The sequence below is a fragment of the Anoxybacteroides voinovskiense genome (assembly GCF_014196205.1).
In the GTDB taxonomy this organism is placed as follows: domain Bacteria; phylum Bacillota; class Bacilli; order Bacillales; family Anoxybacillaceae; genus Anoxybacteroides; species Anoxybacteroides voinovskiense.
In genome coordinates this window covers 18,822-38,068 of the sequence record NZ_JACIDE010000020.1, presented here as the reverse complement: position 1 = coordinate 38,068, position 19,247 = coordinate 18,822, and the positions used below count along the sequence as shown (strand labels likewise).

Sequence of the window (19,247 nt, the reverse complement as noted above, 5' to 3'; positions counted from 1 at the left end):
ACGAAAAAGCCACCTTTTAACGGTTTAACTGATCAAAATCTTCTTTTGACGCCGAACGAACGAGCTGCGTTACCCCCGTTGCTTCAAGCGCCTTCACTAACGAAGAAGCAAATACACCGGAAATGAGAATCGCCCCAACGAAGCGCGCAAGCAAGAATAACGCTAAGTTCCACGGCGCTAACGCTTCAATGTATCCTTTATAAAAGTCCATAATTAACGAACCAATGGTAGAGCCGATAGCAGCTAACGAAACGACAAATACATCGAATCGCTTATAGCGAAATGCTGCAAACGCCACTTCGGCAAATAACCCTTGAACAACACCGTAAAGCAATACTTCTAATCCCCACTCCGAGCCCATAATAAACTCGCCAGAAGAAGCAGCAATTTCCGCTAACAACGCAACGCCTGGTTTACGAATGATAAGAAATGCTACTGTTGCGGCGATAAACCACATTCCATAAATCAATTGATCGATATGAAGGCCAAACGGTTTCACAAAATAATAAAACGGTCCCCACAGCTTATACACAATCCCAAATACAATCGAAATAACAACGGTTGTTAAAATATCGGTTAATTTTAGTCCTTTTTGCATCGTTTTTCTCCCTTCCTTTTGTTAAAATTTCCTTTCTATCATCGCAAGCATCTACATAAAATACCCCCTCTAAAATAAAAACCACCTTCTTTACGAGCGTAAAGAAAGTGGTTACAAACGTGAGTAAGCGAATGTATTATTCCACTTCCCTACGCTGGTATCACCCAGATCAGGTTCTAAGGGTCTCAAAGGCACACTTTGGTCTCAGCCTATCTAAAGGCCCCCCTAGTGGATGCAAAACAAAAAATATTCGGTTGTTTACATTTATCATATCACGCCCCTTCTTATTGTCAAGGCATTTGCTTCTCCTCCATTTCTATTCGTTTTCCGCTATGATTATTCCGGTTTCCCTTCACGTTGCGTCTTGACGGTCAATTATGTATGATAAAAAAGCAAATACATACGTAATGGAGTGGAGAACGTGGCAAACGTATTTTTAAAGCGAAAGCGAAAAAAACGACTCGAACAAGGGCATCCTTGGATTTTTCAAAGCGAAGTCGATTATATTGAAGGAGAATTTGCACCGGGCGACTTTGTCAATGTTTATAATCATCAGCGGCATTTTCTTGCGAAAGGATATATTAATCCAAAATCGCAAATGATTGTGCGCGTCTTGACGCATCATCCAGAAGACGAATTAAACGAATCGTTTTTCGTTGAACGCATTCGAAAAGCATGGGCGTACCGCGAGCGCATGATTCCAGGTGTCCGTTCTTGCCGCGCGATTTATGGAGAAGCGGACTTTTTGCCAGGGTTAATTGTCGATAAATACGAAGATGTGCTCGTCGTACAAATTCTTTCGCTCGGAATGGAAAGACGGAAAGATTGGATTTTAAAAGGATTGCTTGACGTTTTTCAGCCAAAAGCAATCTATTTACGAAATGATGTATATGTCCGAGAACTAGAAGGGCTGCCTCAAGAAAAAGGGTTTTGGTACGGGGAATGTGAGACAGAGATACTGATCGAGGAAAATGGGGTTCGTTACATCGTCGATATCGAAAACGGACAAAAAACGGGCTTTTTCTTTGATCAGCGGCAAAATCGCGCGGCCATTCAGCCGCTTATTGACCGTGACACAACGGTGCTAGACTGCTTTACCCATACCGGTTCGTTCATGTTAAATGCGTGTTTGTATGGAGCCAAACATGTCACAGCGGTTGATATTTCCGAGCATGCGATTGAAACAGCGAAACGAAACGCGGCATTGAACGGATTTACGAACGTTGAATTTGTCGTGGCCAATGCGTTTGATTATTTGCGTGAAGCGGTTCATGCTGGGAAGAAATGGGACGTCGTCATTGTCGACCCTCCAGCATTCGCCAAATCGGCAAATGCTGTACCTAAGGCGCTTGGCGGTTATAAAGACATTAACTTACATGGGCTAAAACTTGTCAAAGACGGCGGGTTTTTCGTCACCGCCAGCTGCTCCTACCACGTCCATGCCGATTTATTCCGTGCGATGATTGAAGAAGCAGCGTTTGACGCGAAAAAGATTTTACGCCTCGTCCACTGGAGCGGCGCCGGCTACGACCACCCAAAACTGCTCGCTGCCGATGAGGGAGACTATTTAAAATTCGCCATTTTTGAAGTGCATTCACGGAAATAGCAAAAAGGATGTCCCTCGTCAGGACATCCTTTCGCTTATTTATCCTTCTAACAAATACACCCGCGCCTCGTACGGCTTTAGTTTGAAACGAGTAGCGTTTTTATGCGGTTTTACCTCATAGTTTTGTAGCACTAACTGTTCAGACGATAATTTGAGATCGTCGTAGCGATAAAACGCCGGTTGGGCTGTCATATTGACAATAATGACCGCTTTGTCCGCTCCTAGCGTTCTTGTATAAGCATAAATCGCCTTATCTTTCTCTAAAATTAAGTCATACGTTCCGTAAATAAACACGTCCTTTTCTTTTCGAAGCCGAATCATTTTTTTATAAAAGTGAAGCACAGAGTCATCGTCATTTAATTGTTGTTCGACGTTAATTTCTTTAAAGTTCTCGTTCACTCCCATCCAAGGCGTTCCTGTCGTAAATCCCGCATTGGCTGCACTTGACCATTGCATCGGTGTGCGCGAGTTATCCCGCCCCTTTTTCCAAATAACTTCCATAATCTCTTCGTGTGGACGTCCTTTCTCCCGCTCTAGCCGATAAAAAGTTTTCATCGCTACATCGTCATATTCTTCAATTGTCGCAAAGCGGACGTTCGTCATCCCGATTTCTTGCCCTTGATAAATAAACGGCGTTCCTTGCATGAGAAAATAAAGAGACCCTAACGCTTTTGCACTCTCTTTCCAATATTCTTTATCATTCCCCCACGTCGAAACGGAACGAGGCTGGTCGTGATTTTCAAGAAATAGTGCGTTCCATCCTTTATTTTCTAACGCTTTTTGCCATTTGGTGAGCGTGCGCTTTAACTGCCGCACATTCACTCCGCCATCTATTCCTTTTTCCCACAATCCTAAATGCTCAAATTGAAAAATCATATTAAAAATACCATCTTCCTCGCCAACCCATGCTTCTGCTTCTTCTGCCGTCACACCGTTTGCTTCACCGACTGTCATAATGTCGTATCGCGCAAACGTTTGCATTTTCAGTTCTTTTAAATAATCCATAATCCCTTCTTGGTTCATATGGGCAGCAAATGACGGCACATAAGGCAATCCTTTTGGATTTGGTAAATCCGGCAACCCTGGCTTTTTCTTAATATGGGAAATCGCATCGACGCGGAAACCGTCAATTCCTTTATCGAGCCACCAATTAATCATCTTATACAGCTCACGGCGCACGTCGTCATTCTCCCAGTTTAAATCTGGCTGCTTGACAGCAAACAAATGTAAATAATATTGATCGGTCGTCGGATCATATTCCCAAGCCGACCCACCAAAAATACTTTCCCAATTGTTCGGCTCGCGTCCATTTTTTCCGTCACGCCAAATATACCAATCGCGCTTCGGATTATCTTTCGACGAGCGCGATTCAATAAACCAAGGATGTTCATCGCTCGTATGATTAATGACAAGATCTAAAATCACTTTCATGCCACGCGCATGGGCTTCTTCTAACAACTCATCGAAATCTGCCATCGTTCCGAATTCTTCCATAATCGCATGATAGTCGCTAATATCATAACCGTTATCTGCGTTTGGCGATTTATAAATCGGACAAATCCATATGATATCGATTCCAAGGTCACGCAAATAATCTAATTTCGAAATAACGCCGCGCAAGTCTCCGATCCCGTCTCCATTCGAATCCATAAAGCTTCGCGGATAAATTTGATAGGCGACGCCTTCTTTCCACCATGTTTTTTTCACGGCTGTTTCCTCCTCTTTTTTCGTATACGCTTTCAATGCTATTCTTCATTTTAATATACAATAACCGTTCAGGAAAGAAAAAGTTTTCTCGTCACAAAATTTTAAAAAGAAAACGGGACTAGCAACTTAGCCCCGTTGTTCATACAATTTTAAATGGTGGTACACCGCTTTTAATAACGGCGCAGTAATTCCGTATTGCTTAGCCAGTGTTAGCAAATACCCCTGTAAGTGGTCTGCTTCTACTAAGTTCCCTTTTTCCATATCGCGCTGCATCGACGATTTCATGTGCGGCGACATGTCGTTCATTTGTGCCAACTGTGTTTCTTCAATATCATCAGCAATCGGTGCACCGTGCGCCCGCATAATCGATGCAATCTCTTTCAACAACGTCAACAAAAGCTCCTGTCCATATTCTCCAGAACGAACAGGCCCCATCGGTGCGTGAAATAATGTAGTGACCCCAGACATGGTAGCAATGAACAAATATTTATGCCACATATCGGTAACGATTTGTTTGCTTAAACGGAAGCGGGCGTTGCAACCAAAAAACAATTCTTCCAACGCTCGTACCCGCTCTGTCACTTCTCCAGACCATTCCCCGAATTTCACATCGTGAGACGGGCTTGACTGAACGATTGTCCCATCTGGCTCCATCGTCGTTTCGATAAAACAAAGCCCCCCTAACACGCGCTCTTTGCCAAACTCCTTCCAAAGCCATTCCATATGCGCCATGCCATTTAATAACGGCAACACGATCGTTTTCTCTCCGATATATGGCTTAGCATCGCGAATCGCTTCTTGCAAATGATACGCTTTATTCGAAAACACGACGACATCAAACGGCGCTGCTTGTTCTCCAGCGACGAGCGTTTTCGGTGTTACAACCGCATCTCCATGAATGCTGCGAATAACAAGCCCGTTTTCCTTTAGCTGTTTTCTCCGCCGCTCACGCACAAGAAACGTAACATCCCTTCCTTTTTCCACTAACCGCCCGCCAAAATACCCACCAACTGCACCTGCTCCAACGACTAATACCCGCATTTTTCTTCCCCCTCTTTATTAAAATCTGCATTTCTATACTTGAATGGAAAATAAACCGGAGGGTAACTCGCCCCTTATCGGAGAAAGCCCGTGCAGGGGGCGTGAAAAAATCTCCGTCTCATTAAGAAAAGGGAGAATTCCTCTCCCTTTTCTCGCTAGCAACAGCGGGAAACTTTCCCGCCTTTGCCGTTATACCGCGCTTCTTGCGCCTCGCAAAAAAACTCTTTTCGCGATTTAATAGGTGCCCCAGAATGGTGCGTTTTCATGTGCTCTACATACCGCTCATAATTTGGAACACCGACAAGTAAATCGACAAACTGTCGGCGATATTTCATCAGTTCATTCATTAGCTTACGCATAATGCTTAACCTCACTGTTCGTATCACGTGGGATGTAAGGTGCTTCTTGCAGCGGCGTTCCTTTGTTGTTCAACACTTTTATCCACATATTGATAGACGAAATGAGCATGATTAAAACAACCGCCATGAAAATCGCGCACAATGTCGCGTCGACATAGTCGTTTGTAATAATTTGCCGCATTTGTGCCTCCGTCGTTGCCGGTGGCAAAATCTTTCCTTGGTTTAGCGCATCGTTAAATACTTTGGCATGGGCTAAAAAGCCGATTTTTGGATTTTCATGGAACAATTTTTGGAATCCTGCAGTCATTGTTACTACTAAAATCCACGTTGTCGGCACTAATGTAACCCATACGTACGCTTTTTTGCCCATTTTGAATAAAACGGTTGTTCCTAGCAATAACGCAATTCCCGCCAACATTTGGTTAGCAATTCCGAATAGCGGCCATAACGTGTTAATACCGCCTAACGGGTCAATAACCCCTTGGTATAAGAAGTATCCCCAGCCAAAGACGCACAACGTCGTCGCAACAATATTTGCTGGGATCCAATCTGTTCTTGCAAACGGCTTATAAAAATGCCCGAGAATATCTTGAATCATAAATCGACCGACACGTGTTCCTGCATCAATGGTCGTTAAAATGAATAGCGCTTCAAACAAAATCGCAAAGTGGTACCAAAACGCCATAAACGCTTTTCCACCGATTACTTTTGAAAGAATAAAGGCCATCCCAATCGCTAATGTCGGTGCTCCGCCTGTACGCGATAAAATCGTTTGTTCACCGACATCTTTCGCCAATTGCGTTAACACGTCTGGAGTAATTGTAAAGCCCCATGACGAAACGGTTTTCGCCGCTTGCACGGCGTCTTGACCAATGACAGCCGCTGGGCTGTTAATCGCAAAATAAGCCCCTGGTGTAAGCACGCACGCTGCTACAAGCGCCATAACAGCAACGAACGATTCCATCAACATCGCTCCGTACCCAATCGGGCGAGCGTGGCTTTCTACTTCAATCATTTTTGGCGTTGTGCCAGAAGAAACGAGCGAGTGGAACCCAGAAACCGCTCCGCACGCGATTGTGATAAACAAGAACGGGAACAAGTTACCAGCAAACACCGGACCAGTGCCGTCGACGAATTTTGTAATCGCCGGCATTTGCAAATCTGGTGCAACGACTAAAATGCCTAACGCCAACCCAACAATCGTTCCGATTTTTAAAAACGTACTTAAATAGTCGCGCGGCGCAAGCAACAACCATACCGGCAACGCGGATGCCACAAAACCGTAACCAATCATTAAGAGAGCAATCGTTTCGCCTTTAAATGTAAACATGCTCGCCAATGTCGGGTTTTCGGCAACATTTTGTCCAAATACAAGCGAAGCCATTAACAGTACAAAACCAATAATCGACGCTTCCCCAACCCGTCCTGGACGGATATAGCGCATGTATACTCCCATTAAAATCGCAATCGGAATTGTCGCAGCGATCGTAAACATGCCCCATGGGCTTCCTACAAGCGCTTTCACAACAACTAACGCTAAAACTGCCAATAAAATAATCATAATGCCTAAAATACCTAACATTGCTATAAGTCCAGTAAACGAACCGATTTCTTCTTTAATCATTTCCCCAAGCGATTTGCCGTTGCGGCGCATTGACGCAAACAAAATGACAAAATCTTGTACTGCTCCCGCTAACACAACACCAACAACAATCCAAATCGTCCCTGGCAAATAACCCATTTGCGACGCTAAAATCGGACCGACTAGCGGACCTGCGCCAGCGATAGCTGCAAAATGATGCCCAAACAATACCCATTTATTCGTCGGGACATAATCTTTTCCATCGTTAAACACTTCCGCTGGTGTTTTACGGTTGTCATCTAATTGAAATACTTTTTGGGCGATAAATTTACTATAAAAACGATACGCAACCGCGTATACGCACACAGCGGCAACAACGAGCCAAACGGCGTTAATCGTTTCCCCGCGGTGCAACGCTAAAATGCCGAATGCAGCTGCCCCAAGAGCAGAAATAAGTCCCCAAAGCAACATCGACTTTAGTCCTTTCACCATTCTCTCCCCCTTTTCAGTTGTTCAACGTTATTATACTAATTATTCTGAAAAGTTAGATAAACTACATCTTAACATGCCAAAAATCGCAACTAACATGTCAAAATACACGAATAACATGCAATGAATCCGCTTTTTTTGCACTTGTTATCGCAAAAAAGTATAAAATTTACATATACGCTAAAAATAGAATTATACAACCGCACGAAAGGGGATGATAACGATACTAACATCTGTCGCAAAAATGGCGGAAATAAAAATTTATGAAGTAAAGGGTTAATGACAATTGAAAGCGTTAGAACAATTATTGTGGAGTATTGCGTTACCAGGGTTTGGACAATTTTTGAATAAAAAATATTTCAAAGGAACCGTTTTTATTTTATTGGAGTTTTTAATTAACGTTCAGTCCCGGTTTAACGAAGCGATTCAGTTAAGTTTTTTAGGGGAAAATATAAAGGCAGCAAAAATTATTGATATGCAATGGCTAATGTTCTATCCGTGCCTCTATTTTTTTGCGATGTGGGACGCGTATAAAGATGCGGGCGGTGGGAAGTCTCCTTACGCGTTTCTTCCATTTGTGTTTTCTGCTTATTTTGTCACAGTTGGGCTTATTTACTCTACCCATCTAACATTTTTTGGAATATTTTTTGGCCCGATTTGGCTTCCTATGCTATCCGTCATTCCTGGTGTATTCATCGGGCTGGCCATTCAAGCCCTTCTCAATCGCTCGTGAAAAAGCCGCCAATTATCCGTTGGCGGCTTTCACTTTTTTATGCGTTTTTTCTTTTTTCCACCTTCCTGCTGCTAGCACCCCAACAATCACGAAAAGCTCAAACCCATATTTTATGGTTGGATTGGTGAAGTACGTTGCTAAAAACGGCTCACCAACAATCATTTTGGCAGCGGTCCATGCTAATACACCAGCTCCAATCGTAATAATAATTGGAAACTGTTCGACCCATTTTAAAATGAGCGTACTTCCCCACACTACAATCGGAACAGAAATCAACAGTCCTAAAATGACAAGCAAAAAGCTGCCGTGGGCAGCGCCTGCTACCGCCAAGACGTTATCAAGCCCCATTAGCGCATCAGCGATAATAATGGTGCGAATCGCCTCCCACATGTTTTTACCAGCCTCTACTTCATGCCCTTTTTCTTCAATAAGCAATTTATACGCAATCCAAACGAGCAATACGCCACCGACAAGCAGTAGTCCTGGGATTTTCAACAGCCAAACGACCGCCATTGTCGCTAATGCCCGAATGACAATCGCACCGACAGTTCCCCAAATAATCGTTTGCTTTTGCTGATGCTTCGGTAAATTTCGTGCAGCTAGCCCAATAACAATCGCATTATCCCCAGCTAACACAAGGTCAATAATTACGATAGATAATAGCGCTGATAAAAATTCAATAGACATCAATCGTTCCTCCTTTAAAATAAAAGAATTAAAATTAAAAAGACCTTTACCGTCTCGGTAAAGGTCTTCTCTATTCGTACAGACCTTTACCACATCGGTAAAGGTCTCGCTAACAACGTTAATGTTGCCAACAAAGCCGAGGGCGTAAACCCTGAACTGACGACTTTGCTGTAAAAGCTACTCCCCTTTTACACACATCTCATACATATCGCTACTCTCATATTAACCAATCTGTTTCTGCCTGTCAATCATTTCTATTCATTACCGCCTGCACAAATTGTTTGCCGAACTGTTTGCACACTTCTTTTTCTTCAGCGCTCGGCGACAATTCGATTTTTAACCCTTCAAGCACGACGTCTGCCCCTAATTGTTGCAGTTTCTCGATTAAAATGTCCACCGCTGCCCCATATTTTTCATAGCTAGAATCGCAAGAGCCAAATACGGCTGCTTTTTTCCCTGTTAAATCAAGCCCGTCCATATCGTCATAAAAATCAAGAAAATCATCTGGCAACTCTCCATCTCCCCACGTATACGCCCCAAGCAAAATACCGTCATATGCTTCTAGCTCGCTTGCGTCTGCATCCAATACTTCTTTTACTTCTAACTTGACTCCTTCTTCTTCCACTCCTTCGGAAATCGCATTCGCAATTTCCTCCGTATTCCCCGTCATGCTTGTATAAATCATTAGCAATTTAGCCATTTGACTCTCCCTTTCGAATAAAAATGATAATCATTATCGTTTTAAATTTTATTTGATAAAGATTATCATTGTCAATATCTTTTTTCAAAAGTCTTTTTCTTATGCTATACTAAGCAAAAAAGCTTGGGGGAAAGAAAATGAAGCAACCATACTATGCCGTCATTTTTAGTTCGGAACGCACCGATGGAGACAATGGGTATGCCGAGATGGCGCAACAAATGGTCGAACTAGCAAAACAACAACCTGGATTTCTCGGCGTTGAAAGCGCTCGCGATGCTTCCGGTTTCGGCATTACGGTGTCATATTGGGATTCGTTAGAAGCGATTCAACAATGGAAAGAACACGCCGCGCACAAAGTTGCGCAAGAAAGAGGAAGAAAAGAATGGTACCGCCGCTTTTCACTACGGGTCTGTCAAGTGGAACGGGAATCTTTTTTTGAAGCATAAAAACAAACGATGGAGGCAAGACATCTTGCCTCCACTAAAAACGAATAGCTATCCTATAGTCCGCAACTCGAGTTGATTGCCTGCTGGATCAACGACTGTCACAACAGATGTTTCTTCACAGATTGTTGCCCCTATTTGTTGAAGTTGCGCGATGACTTTGTTTCGTTCTTCTTCGTTTGGAAGGACGATGGAAAATACCTGCAAGCCAACCGCATTTTCTGGCGGCTTTGGAGCACCGACTCCCGCCCACGTATTTAAACCGATATGGTGATGATAACCACCTGCGGAAACAAATAAGGCGTGATCGCCCATGCGAATGACTGGCTCAAATCCAAGGCCTTCTACATAAAACCGATACGTTTCTTCCATGTTTGCGACATGGAGGTGAACATGGCCGATTTTCGTTGCTGGCGGAAGCCCTTTCCACGGTTCATCCTCTGCTTCTGCAAGTAAATGCTGGATATCAAGCGGCTTTGAAACCCCTTTATATTCGCCGGTTTCAGTTTTTTCCCATTTTTCTCTTGGACGGTCAGCATATAGTTCTATGCCATTTCCGTCTGGATCGGCTAAATAAACCGCTTCGCTAAACAAATGATCAGACGCTCCTTGCAGCGGATATCCGCTTTTTAATAAATGAAGCAGCACTTGCGCCAAATGTTTTCGCTCCGGCACTAAAATGGCGAAGTGGTACAATCCTGTTGTTCGCCGTGGTTTTCGGATAGCATCCGATCGTTCTTCTAGGACAACGAGCACGGTTTTTCCGTCTGCTGTTAACGCTGCTTTTTTGTTCGCTACATTCAGCACTTGAAAGCCAATCATCTCATGATAAAAACGAAGCGACTGCTCTAAATTCGTGACTACTAAATGAACGTGTCCAATGGCTGTTTCGGGGTGAATGGTTCTCATCTCATCCATCCTTTCAATAGCCGACTGTAAATCTCATTCGGCTAAACCGAGGATTCTCGACTTCATCCAAAATGGCAACTGCGTAATCTTCTGCAGAAATGCGGCTTTCCCCTTGTTCGTTTACGACAAGTTCGTCTGTTCCGGTGCGGTACGTTCCCGTCCGTTCTCCTGGTTCAATTACGGCGGCCGGGCTTACGTTCGTCCAGTGGAGCTCTTTTTCTTGTCGATATATTTCTAACGCCTCACGATGAGCAAGCGCAATCGGTTTTATAAAATCTGGAAATTCAGGCGTATCCACAAGCTGCACACCCGGTGCTACCTCTAAACTGCCAGCGCCACCGACAGCAATAAGGCGGCTTACGCCTGCTTTTTTCACCCCAGCAATCAGCGACCGCGTTGCATCCAATAATGTCTGCTCTTCCCCCATTTTTGGTCCGAATGCACTAATCACTACTTCATGCCCAAGAACAGTGTCTGTTACCTGTTCCGTATTCAAAATATCCCCCGTTACAACCGTTAACCGTTCGTGCTGAACGCCAAGACGAGCACGGTCGCGAACAATGGCGGTCACCTCATGCCCTCGTCCTAACGCTTCGTTTAAAATTCGTTGACCAATCATGCCAGTAGCACCGAATAAAGCAATTTTCATCTCCATCTTCCCCTTTCCGGTTAATAAATATTTGGAGGAAACAACGATGTAACCATATTAGTTACAACAAAAAGAAAAAAAATTAAGAACGGGACGACTCGATTTTTTCGGCCAATATGTGAACAACGTCGTATAGACGAACTTCTTTCAATACGTGTTCCATCGCTGCCTGCGCACGTCGCAAAATTACTTCAAGGACGGCTTGAATATTGGCACCGACAGGGCATTGTGGGTTTGGGTGTTCATGCATTTGAAACAACTCTCCCTCTTCCACAACGTCAACCGCGTGGTAAATGTCGAGCAACGTAATTTCTTTTATATCTTTTGTTAAAAATGCTCCTCCCGTTCCTGGCCGCACTTGCACGAGTCCTGCTTTTTTCAACTGACCGATCACTCTCCGGACGACGACCGGATTCGTATTGACACTTCCAGCAATCCATTCCGACGTACAATGTGCTTCATTTTCGATGGACAATAACGCTAAAATATGCACGGCCACCGTAAAACGGCTACTAATTTTCATATGTTTCCTCCTTTGTTGTAATCATTATAGTTACAACAACTGAAAAAGTCAAGTCATTTATGATGAAAAAAGGTTGCCGTACATGGCAACCTATCCTTTTAACACAAACTCATTTCCGTCTTCGTCTTTAAATTGAACGAACGTTCCCCACTGCATTTGTTGCGGCTCGCTTAAAAACTCCACGCCGTTTGCTTTCATCGCTTCATATGCAGTAAAAACGTCGTCACATTCAAACACAATCGATGGCTTTTTTTCATCTGCATCTTTCATCATCGCCTTCGGATAAAGAACAAGCGCTGTTTGCGCGCCTTTTGGAGCGACCTCAAGCCAAAACGCGTTCGGTCCCATCGGATGCTCTGCTACCACATCAAATCCTACCTTTTCTGTCCAAAACTGTTTCGCTTTTTGCTGGTCTTCGACATACAAAGCCACTGTCGCAATTCGTTTAATCATTCTCGTTCCTCCCTATAAAATAAGAACATACATTCTTATTTTACCATAAAAAAAGAAGGTGTGTACACCTTCTATAAAAGTCCGAGCCAAATTTTTACCGCGGTTGCGAAAATAAGTACTGCCAAAATGACTTGCAGCACTTTTGTATTCATTTTTTGTCCTGTTTTTGCCCCGAGCGGCGAAGCGATAATGCTTGCAATGACCATAATAAGCGCTGGAATAAATTCGACTTGCCCTGTGACAATTTTCCCGAACGTTGAACCGATGGAAGAAATAAACGTAATTGCTAAAGAAGAAGCAATCGTCATGCGCGTCGGAATTTTAAGCACAACGAGCATAATCGGTACCAATAAAAACGCACCAGCTGCTCCGACGATTCCAGAACCGATTCCGACAACAAAAGCAAGCGTTGCCGCGAGCCATTGATTGAACGTCACTTTGTCTAATGGAACATCATCAATTCCCTTTTTCGGGACAAACATCATAATGGCTGCGATTGCCGCTAACACGCCATAGACGATATTAATACTATTTTCTGACATTAGTTTTGAACCATACCCACCAATAAAACTTCCAATCAAAATGCTAATCCCCATGTAAAGAATGAGTTTTTTATTAAGATAGCCGCCTTTCCGATACGCCCATACGCCACCAATCGTTGCAAAAAACACTTGTACGGCGCTGACGCCGGCTACTTCGTGGGCGCTAAACGCCGCAAGTCCAAATAGCGGCGGGAGGTAAAGCAACATCGGATATTTAATAATCGAACCACCGATTCCGACCATTCCGGAAATAAACGAACCGATAAAACCAATGAGAAAAATGACAATAATATAATTTAATGTCACATCCATTAAAAATCCCCCTTATAAAAGCAGGGGGCAACTTTCGCCCCCTATATTTTCTTAATGTGTATGGTGCAACGCACAACGGTTTGGACCGATTTCAAGTTCTTGTTGTTGCTCCGCATCGACCACTTTTTGTCCACGGTTGATGGCAACAATATCTTCAAAGTTTGGCGGTGTTTCCGTATTGGCGTTTTGCACAACGATGTCAATAAATTCTTCTTTTTGTTTATTTTGCATCATATCATTGCGCGAACGAATATTGCCTAACGTATCGCCGATATAACCAGCGTCGTTCATTTCTTCGTCTAAGTTTGCATAATGCCCTGGCAATACGATGACATCATCTGCAATTGCTGCTACTTTCTCGTATACTGTGTCGTATAAATCTGCTGCCCACTCAGCTGCTTTCCCCCCTAAGTCCGGACGACCTAATCCGCCAACGAAAATAGTATCACCGGAGAAAAGCAATTTTTGGTTGACGAAGAACGATACACTTCCTGGGGTATGCCCCGGTGTTTTTACCGCAAGCACTTCCAGCTGAACTTGTGCAAATTCGATTTTGTCATGTGCTTCTAGCGGTTCAAACGAAAAGACGGCTCCTTCACTTTTCATTAAGTAATATTTCGCACCTGTCCGCTCTGCTAACGTTCTACCTCCTGAAATATGGTCAGCATGCAAGTGAGAGTCGACAATATGCGTAATACGCACCCCTTCTTCTTTCGCCACGCTCTCATACACGTCAATAAATCGAGAAGGGTCGACAATAAGCGCTTCTTCTCCAGAGATGACCATGTACGATAAACACCCTTTACCGACGCGAATGAACTGGTATACTTTCACGTTATCATCTTCATACACTTTAGCTTTATGAAGATGTTCGCTCCACGCTTTCATTCCGTCCACAAGCGTATATACATTGTCAAAGCCTGCTTCTTCTAGCTGCTCTGCTACAAATGCAGATGACCCACCTTTGGCGCAAACGACGACAATTTCTTTATCATGTGGGAGACGGTCTTTTACCGCGTCTACCCCATCTAACAATTCAAAGTACGGAACGTTTAAATATTGAAAGTTTTCCCCTTCAATTTTCCAATCGTTAAAATCGCTTTCGTTTCGCACGTCGAAAATAAACACGCTTTCTTTGTTTAACACTTTGCTCGTTAATTGCTGTACTGTCATTTCTTTCATAGCTTAAATACCCCCTATAGTATAATATATTCAATAAAAATCCCCTTTATTCGAGCGGCTCTGATTCTACCGCTCCATTCCATTGTGACATACCTGGAACAACATTCCAAACATTTACAAATCCTTTTTCCGCTAATTTTTGCGCTGCTAAATCACTACGGCTGCCTGTACGGCAAATAACATAAATCGTTTTTTCTTTTTCTAATTCATTCACGCGAACTTCCAATTCGCCAAGCGGAATGGAAACTGCTCCTGGAATATGACCAAATGCGTATTCTGCTGGTTCGCGAACGTCTAAAATCGTTACAGATGGGTCGCTTAGCTTTGTCAGCAACTCTTCGTTGGAAATGACATGTGGAAATTTTGCTTCCTCTTTTGCTTCGTTCTCGCTTGCTTTGCGAATATAATGTTTTAACACATTCCCTTCTTCTACTGTGCCAAGGTATTGATGACCGGTGCTTTCTGCCCACGCCTTAATGTCTGCTTTTGACCCTTTATCGGTCGCTTGCACTTCAAGCACTTGCCCTGGTGCAAGCTCATTCATTGCTTTTTTCGTTTTAACGATTGGCATCGGGCACGATAACCCTTTCGCATCGACAGTCATGTTGACTTGAATCATTCTCATTCCCCCTTTTCGTTTACTCGACAGGTCCTTCCCATGCTAGCATGCCACCAAGCATATTGGTCACGTTATAGCCATAGCTTTCTAAAAATTGAGTGGCACGTGCGCTTCGTCCACCGGAACGACAGACGATGATATATTCTTTTTCCTTAGAAAGTTCGTTCATGCGAAACTCAATCAATCCTAACGGAATGTTGACAGCACCTGGAATTTTTCCAGCCGCTACTTCTTCGACTTCCCGTACATCGATGATGTTTAATGGTGTGCCGTTTTGTAAAAGTTGTTCTACTTCTTTCGCTGTAATTTCTTTCATGTTTCTTCCTCCTATGTCCATGTATTCATGCCACCAGACACGTTCGTGACGTGCTGGAACCCTAACTTTTTCAATAATTTACTCGCTTTCGTACTGCGCATTCCACTTTGACAAATCACAATGACTTCTTTTTCTTTCGTTAACTCATGCGCCCGTTGCTTTAATTCGTGCAACGGAATATTTCGAAACCCACGAATATGATGGGCGCGAAATTCCATTGGTGTGCGAACATCAATGTATTGGACATCTTTTTTCCCTAGCTCTTTTTTTAACTGTGCCGTCGTAATCGTTCGCACCCCTTTAGCGGGAAGAAGACGGCCAGCAAGAAACCATGCAACCAATACGAATAACAGTATATTAATGATCGTTTGTGTCATATCGCTCACCTTAAATAAAGAGATTTACATTTCCCTCGGAGGCGTCTGCTAAATAAGCGGCAACCCCAGCAAATTCAATACCATCAATAAGTTCTTCCTGCTTTAGTCCTAAAAGGTCCACTGTCATTTGGCAAGCAACTAACTTGACTCCTTGTTCTTTCGCCATATCGATCAATTGCGGAAGCGGCATTGCGTTATGCTTTTTCATCACTTGTTTAATGAGTTTTGGGCCGATACCTGCAAAATGCATGCGCGATAATCCGAGTTTATCTGCGCCGCGCGGCATCATTTTTGCAAACATTTTTTCTAAAAAACCTTTTTGTACACGTACTTGTTCTTCTTTTCTAAGCGCATTAAGCCCCCAAAATGTATGGAAAATTGTTACTTCGTGATCGTATGCTGCCGCACCGTTTGCGATAATATAAGCAGCCATTGCTTTATCGTAATCACCGCTGAATAAAATAATCGTTGTCCTCTTCTTTTCTGTCATTCCTTCGCCTCCTCAACTTATACGTGTATAGGTATATAATAAACGAAAAAGTTATGCTTTTTCAATCAAAAATATAAGCACACCATTTTCTTCTTTCATTTCAATTAATTTATGTCCGCTCACTTTCGCCCAAGCAGCTAAATCGTTTTTTGCCCCTTTATCAGTTGTGTGCACTTCTAACACTTGCCCAGAAGTTAACTCATCAATTGCTTTTTTTGTTTTTACAAGTGGCATTGGGCAAGATAATCCTTTCGCATCTACTGTCTTTACAATGTTCATCTATTGTCTCCTCCTTGTATTTTTGTTTTTTACCATTACCCCTATACGTATATTATTATGCATCAAAAAATTTGTCAACCCTTCTTTTCAAGAGTTGACGATTTTGTTCATCGGCTTTTCACGAGTAGTTCCACCGCTTCTTTGACAAGGTGTTCCGTCTGCTCCCCTTTTTCGATATTTTCTCGAATACAATGCTCGAGGTTGGAACTAACAATGACAGCCATCGCTCTATCGATTGCATTACGTGCAGCGGATAGTTGCGCAACGACGCTTTTGCAATCTTTTCCTTGCTCCATCATTCCTAAAACACCTTTCACTTGCCCTTCAATTCGCTTCAGCCGGTTTTTGATTTCTTTGCTATATTCCATGCCTCCACCTCTTTTCAAACGTAAAACATTATACGTTTATTATAGCATTTATATAATAATTATATACCCCTGTCTGTATTTAATCAAGCATTTTTCCGATTGTTTCTATCGGGCTTATGTAGAAATGGAAAAAGCGAGACTAGTCGGTCTCGCTTTTCGATTATTTAATAAGCGCCATAATCGCTTCTGGGTCAAACCCAAGCACCCATTGCCCGTTAATTTCAGTTTGTGGTACTCCCATATGTCCTGTAGTAGCCACTAATTTTCTCGCAGCAATTGGATCGCGTTGAACGTTTACTTCTGTAAACGGGATGCCTTGTGCCTGCAAAAAGTTTTTTAACATCACACAATATGGACAAGTAGTTGTCGTATATACGGTTACTTTATTCATACCAATCCCCCATTAGAATGTGAGCGTAATATCTGCATCTTTCGCAAAGCTTAAGAAAGTTGCTGCTCCAGCAACGTCTACCCCATCAACAAATTGGTCTTTTTCTAGTCCCATGACGTCCATCGTCATTTGGCAAGCGATCATTTTCACGCCAAGCTCTTGCGCCATCGCTACAAGCTCCGGAATTGATGGGACGTTCGCTTTTTCAAATCCTTCTTGGAAGTGTTCTTTTCCCGCTGGCATTGGCAACTGCTTATACGCTTCTTTATGAATGAGGTTCAATCCCTCAAACGTAAAGAAAATCGCTACCTCACCTTCTGTTGCCGCTGCTGCCGTTGCAATGTTAAATACTTTATACGCATCAAACAATCCGCCGTTTGCTGCAATAATCGCTACTTTCATTTTTCATTCCTCCTCACCAAAATACATATATAGGTATATTACCCCTATAGGTATATATTAAAATAGATTTTACTAAATGTCAACGTTCTGGATTATTTTTTCCCAATAGCCTTACTTTTTTACCTCCACTAAAAACATCACGCTTCTGTTAAAAGTTTTTAGCACGCTACGCGAATTGGCGTAACGAGGAATTAGCTAAGAAAATGATGAAGTATGCGGAAGAATATAGCATCGCCAACATTCGTTTATATGTTTAGACTGTTTCCTCGATCGTTTCATCCATTCGAGCGTACACCAACACTCCCGCACTAAACGGTAGCAGAGCAACTAACCCCATTGCCCATGTGACCCCTAGTACATCTGCAACCATCCCTGCTATAAGCGCCCCTAATGCGTACCCACTATCTCGCCAAAACCGATATACTCCCATGGCAGAAGCGCGCCAGCATGGGGCAGCAACATCACTAGTAGCTGCTTGTAATGTCGGATACACCATAGCTGTTCCAAGTCCTAAAAAGACCGCACCAACAACCCAGAAAAAAAAATGGTTAACAACGAGAATGAACCAAATGGCGAATGATTGCAACAACATTCCATATGTGATCATCCATTTTCGCCCGATTTTATCACTTAAAGCACCTGTAACTAGTTGAAAAAGCCCCCACGCCGCTGGATATATGGCGACAATCACTCCGATTTGACGAACACTTAATCCAGAAACAGTAAAATATAAAGGGAAAAGTCCCCATGCCATTCCATCTTTTAAGTTGGTGGCTAGTCCTGCAAAGCTAAGGCTAGAAAGTGTTTTATGTTTCCAAGTTACTAGCTGAAACACTTCTTTTGCTGATAACTGCTGCTCCACACGTTTTCCTTTCTGGGCATCACCCATTTGCAATTGCAAGTGTTGGCGAGTATCCCGAACAACTGTAGATAAAACAATGCCCACAAGAGCAACCGCAATTCCTAAATAAAACGGTTCCGGCCTAAATGAATACGAAGAAGCAATATACCCTGATACAGCTGCCATAACGGCAACACCAGAATAGCCTGCAAATTCGTTTAACCCTACTGCCATTCCCCTTTCATTTTGTTTCGAGATATCAATTTTCATGTTGACCGTCATTGACCATGTCAATCCTTGATTCATTCCTAATAAAACGTTTGCTAATACAACGACCCACCATTTGTGTGCAACAATAATAAGAAGCGGAACGAATACACCAATGATCCAGCCTAATAATAACACTCGTTTTCGACCAATATAATCAGCAATTTGCCCAGCAAAATAGTTCACAATTGCTTTCGAAAACCCGAAACTAATAATAAAAGAAAGAGCTGCACTCATAGAAGTGAGCCCAAATTGTTTTTCTCCCAATAACGGCAAAACGGTTCGTTCAATCCCCACCATCGAGCCAACAAACACATTAATAACGGCTAATAACAAAAATTGCAACCAGTTCTCTTTTATCCCAAGTTTTAAAAAAACCATC

At 42.9% G+C, this 19,247-nt stretch carries 25 protein-coding genes and 1 riboswitch; of the genes, 3 read left to right on the top strand and 22 right to left on the bottom strand.

Annotated features, from left to right (window positions below; genetic code table 11):
* Positions 1-16: 16 nt before the first annotated feature.
* On the bottom strand, positions 17-598 hold the full coding sequence (locus tag GGR02_RS12670; protein WP_183185395.1) for an ECF transporter S component: 582 nt from the start codon (positions 596-598) through the stop codon (positions 17-19).
* Positions 599-727: 129 nt separating this feature from the next.
* Positions 728-835, bottom strand: a riboswitch (TPP riboswitch).
* Between the two features lie 184 nt (positions 836-1,019).
* Here GGR02_RS12670 and GGR02_RS12665 point away from each other — a divergent pair.
* Complete coding sequence (locus GGR02_RS12665) at positions 1,020-2,204, top strand: class I SAM-dependent rRNA methyltransferase (protein WP_183185394.1); 1,185 nt, start codon at positions 1,020-1,022, stop codon at positions 2,202-2,204.
* 39 nt (positions 2,205-2,243) lie between these two features.
* On the opposite strand, the gene GGR02_RS12660 is transcribed toward GGR02_RS12665, so the two are convergent.
* The 4 genes from GGR02_RS12660 to GGR02_RS12645 form a co-directional block, all read right to left on the bottom strand.
* Positions 2,244-3,911: a glycoside hydrolase family 13 protein gene (locus GGR02_RS12660; RefSeq protein WP_183185393.1), complete on the bottom strand. Its 1,668-nt coding sequence runs from the start codon at positions 3,909-3,911 to the stop codon at positions 2,244-2,246.
* 126 nt (positions 3,912-4,037) lie between these two features.
* The gene (locus GGR02_RS12655; protein WP_183185392.1) at positions 4,038-4,952 is read right to left on the bottom strand and encodes a ketopantoate reductase family protein; all 915 of its coding nucleotides are present in this window, start codon (positions 4,950-4,952) and stop codon (positions 4,038-4,040) included.
* 155 nt (positions 4,953-5,107) lie between these two features.
* Complete coding sequence (locus tag GGR02_RS12650; RefSeq protein ID WP_183185391.1) at positions 5,108-5,311, bottom strand: YbdD/YjiX family protein; 204 nt, start codon at positions 5,309-5,311, stop codon at positions 5,108-5,110.
* Positions 5,304-7,382: a carbon starvation CstA family protein gene (locus tag GGR02_RS12645; RefSeq protein WP_183185390.1), complete on the bottom strand. Its 2,079-nt coding sequence runs from the start codon at positions 7,380-7,382 to the stop codon at positions 5,304-5,306. The genes GGR02_RS12650 and GGR02_RS12645 overlap by 8 nt, the downstream gene beginning before the upstream one ends.
* Positions 7,383-7,668: 286 nt before the next feature.
* On the opposite strand from GGR02_RS12645, the gene GGR02_RS12640 reads away from it, so the two are divergent.
* Positions 7,669-8,115 carry a hypothetical protein gene (locus GGR02_RS12640; protein WP_183185389.1) on the top strand — a complete coding sequence of 149 codons (447 nt, stop codon included), beginning with the start codon at positions 7,669-7,671 and terminating at the stop codon, positions 8,113-8,115.
* A 12-nt stretch (positions 8,116-8,127) separates the two neighbouring features.
* Here the strand turns inward: GGR02_RS12640 and GGR02_RS12635 are convergent, their stop codons facing one another.
* Both GGR02_RS12635 and GGR02_RS12630 read right to left on the bottom strand, forming a co-directional pair.
* On the bottom strand, positions 8,128-8,802 hold the full coding sequence (locus GGR02_RS12635; protein WP_183185388.1) for a TerC family protein: 675 nt from the start codon (positions 8,800-8,802) through the stop codon (positions 8,128-8,130).
* 244 nt (positions 8,803-9,046) lie between these two features.
* Positions 9,047-9,502, bottom strand: coding sequence for a flavodoxin (locus GGR02_RS12630; RefSeq protein ID WP_183185387.1), 456 nt, complete (start codon positions 9,500-9,502; stop codon positions 9,047-9,049).
* A gap of 137 nt (positions 9,503-9,639) precedes the next feature.
* Here GGR02_RS12630 and GGR02_RS12625 point away from each other — a divergent pair, with 137 nt between their 5' ends.
* Positions 9,640-9,948 (top strand): antibiotic biosynthesis monooxygenase family protein, encoded by a 309-nt coding sequence (locus GGR02_RS12625; RefSeq protein ID WP_183185386.1) that lies wholly within the window; start codon positions 9,640-9,642, stop codon positions 9,946-9,948.
* 48 nt (positions 9,949-9,996) lie between these two features.
* Here GGR02_RS12625 and GGR02_RS12620 read toward each other — a convergent pair whose 3' ends face one another.
* The 15 genes from GGR02_RS12620 to GGR02_RS12550 form a co-directional block, all read right to left on the bottom strand.
* Positions 9,997-10,854, bottom strand: a complete 858-nt coding sequence (locus tag GGR02_RS12620; RefSeq protein ID WP_373286634.1) for a VOC family protein — start codon at positions 10,852-10,854, stop codon at positions 9,997-9,999.
* Between the two features lie 13 nt (positions 10,855-10,867).
* On the bottom strand, positions 10,868-11,503 hold the full coding sequence (locus GGR02_RS12615; protein ID WP_183185384.1) for an NAD(P)-dependent oxidoreductase: 636 nt from the start codon (positions 11,501-11,503) through the stop codon (positions 10,868-10,870).
* Positions 11,504-11,585: 82 nt separating this feature from the next.
* On the bottom strand, positions 11,586-12,026 hold the full coding sequence (locus tag GGR02_RS12610; RefSeq protein ID WP_183185383.1) for an Rrf2 family transcriptional regulator: 441 nt from the start codon (positions 12,024-12,026) through the stop codon (positions 11,586-11,588).
* Between the two features lie 90 nt (positions 12,027-12,116).
* Complete coding sequence (locus GGR02_RS12605) at positions 12,117-12,479, bottom strand: VOC family protein (RefSeq protein ID WP_183185382.1); 363 nt, start codon at positions 12,477-12,479, stop codon at positions 12,117-12,119.
* Positions 12,480-12,550: 71 nt separating this feature from the next.
* On the bottom strand, positions 12,551-13,333 hold the full coding sequence (locus tag GGR02_RS12600; RefSeq protein WP_183185381.1) for a sulfite exporter TauE/SafE family protein: 783 nt from the start codon (positions 13,331-13,333) through the stop codon (positions 12,551-12,553).
* A gap of 51 nt (positions 13,334-13,384) precedes the next feature.
* The gene (locus tag GGR02_RS12595; protein ID WP_183185380.1) at positions 13,385-14,515 is read right to left on the bottom strand and encodes an MBL fold metallo-hydrolase; all 1,131 of its coding nucleotides are present in this window, start codon (positions 14,513-14,515) and stop codon (positions 13,385-13,387) included.
* Between the two features lie 46 nt (positions 14,516-14,561).
* The gene (locus GGR02_RS12590) at positions 14,562-15,134 is read right to left on the bottom strand and encodes a sulfurtransferase TusA family protein (RefSeq protein WP_183185379.1); all 573 of its coding nucleotides are present in this window, start codon (positions 15,132-15,134) and stop codon (positions 14,562-14,564) included.
* A 19-nt stretch (positions 15,135-15,153) separates the two neighbouring features.
* Positions 15,154-15,450 carry a rhodanese-like domain-containing protein gene (locus GGR02_RS12585; RefSeq protein ID WP_183185378.1) on the bottom strand — a complete coding sequence of 99 codons (297 nt, stop codon included), beginning with the start codon at positions 15,448-15,450 and terminating at the stop codon, positions 15,154-15,156.
* 11 nt (positions 15,451-15,461) lie between these two features.
* A complete protein-coding gene (locus GGR02_RS12580) occupies positions 15,462-15,827 on the bottom strand; it encodes a rhodanese-like domain-containing protein (RefSeq protein WP_183185377.1) in 366 nt (121 codons plus the stop codon).
* Between the two features lie 10 nt (positions 15,828-15,837).
* A complete protein-coding gene (locus GGR02_RS12575; RefSeq protein WP_183185376.1) occupies positions 15,838-16,317 on the bottom strand; it encodes a DsrE/DsrF/DrsH-like family protein in 480 nt (159 codons plus the stop codon).
* A 51-nt stretch (positions 16,318-16,368) separates the two neighbouring features.
* Positions 16,369-16,596 carry a sulfurtransferase TusA family protein gene (locus tag GGR02_RS12570; protein WP_183185375.1) on the bottom strand — a complete coding sequence of 76 codons (228 nt, stop codon included), beginning with the start codon at positions 16,594-16,596 and terminating at the stop codon, positions 16,369-16,371.
* Positions 16,597-16,703: 107 nt separating this feature from the next.
* The gene (locus GGR02_RS12565; protein WP_066323130.1) at positions 16,704-16,964 is read right to left on the bottom strand and encodes a metal-sensitive transcriptional regulator; all 261 of its coding nucleotides are present in this window, start codon (positions 16,962-16,964) and stop codon (positions 16,704-16,706) included.
* A 160-nt stretch (positions 16,965-17,124) separates the two neighbouring features.
* Positions 17,125-17,355, bottom strand: coding sequence for a glutaredoxin family protein (locus GGR02_RS12560; RefSeq protein WP_183185374.1), 231 nt, complete (start codon positions 17,353-17,355; stop codon positions 17,125-17,127).
* A gap of 12 nt (positions 17,356-17,367) precedes the next feature.
* Entirely contained in the window at positions 17,368-17,757 is a 390-nt protein-coding gene (locus GGR02_RS12555) for a DsrE/DsrF/DrsH-like family protein (RefSeq protein WP_183185373.1), read from the bottom strand.
* A 253-nt stretch (positions 17,758-18,010) separates the two neighbouring features.
* A complete protein-coding gene (locus GGR02_RS12550) occupies positions 18,011-19,246 on the bottom strand; it encodes an MFS transporter (RefSeq protein ID WP_183185372.1) in 1,236 nt (411 codons plus the stop codon).
* Position 19,247: the final 1 nt, after the last annotated feature.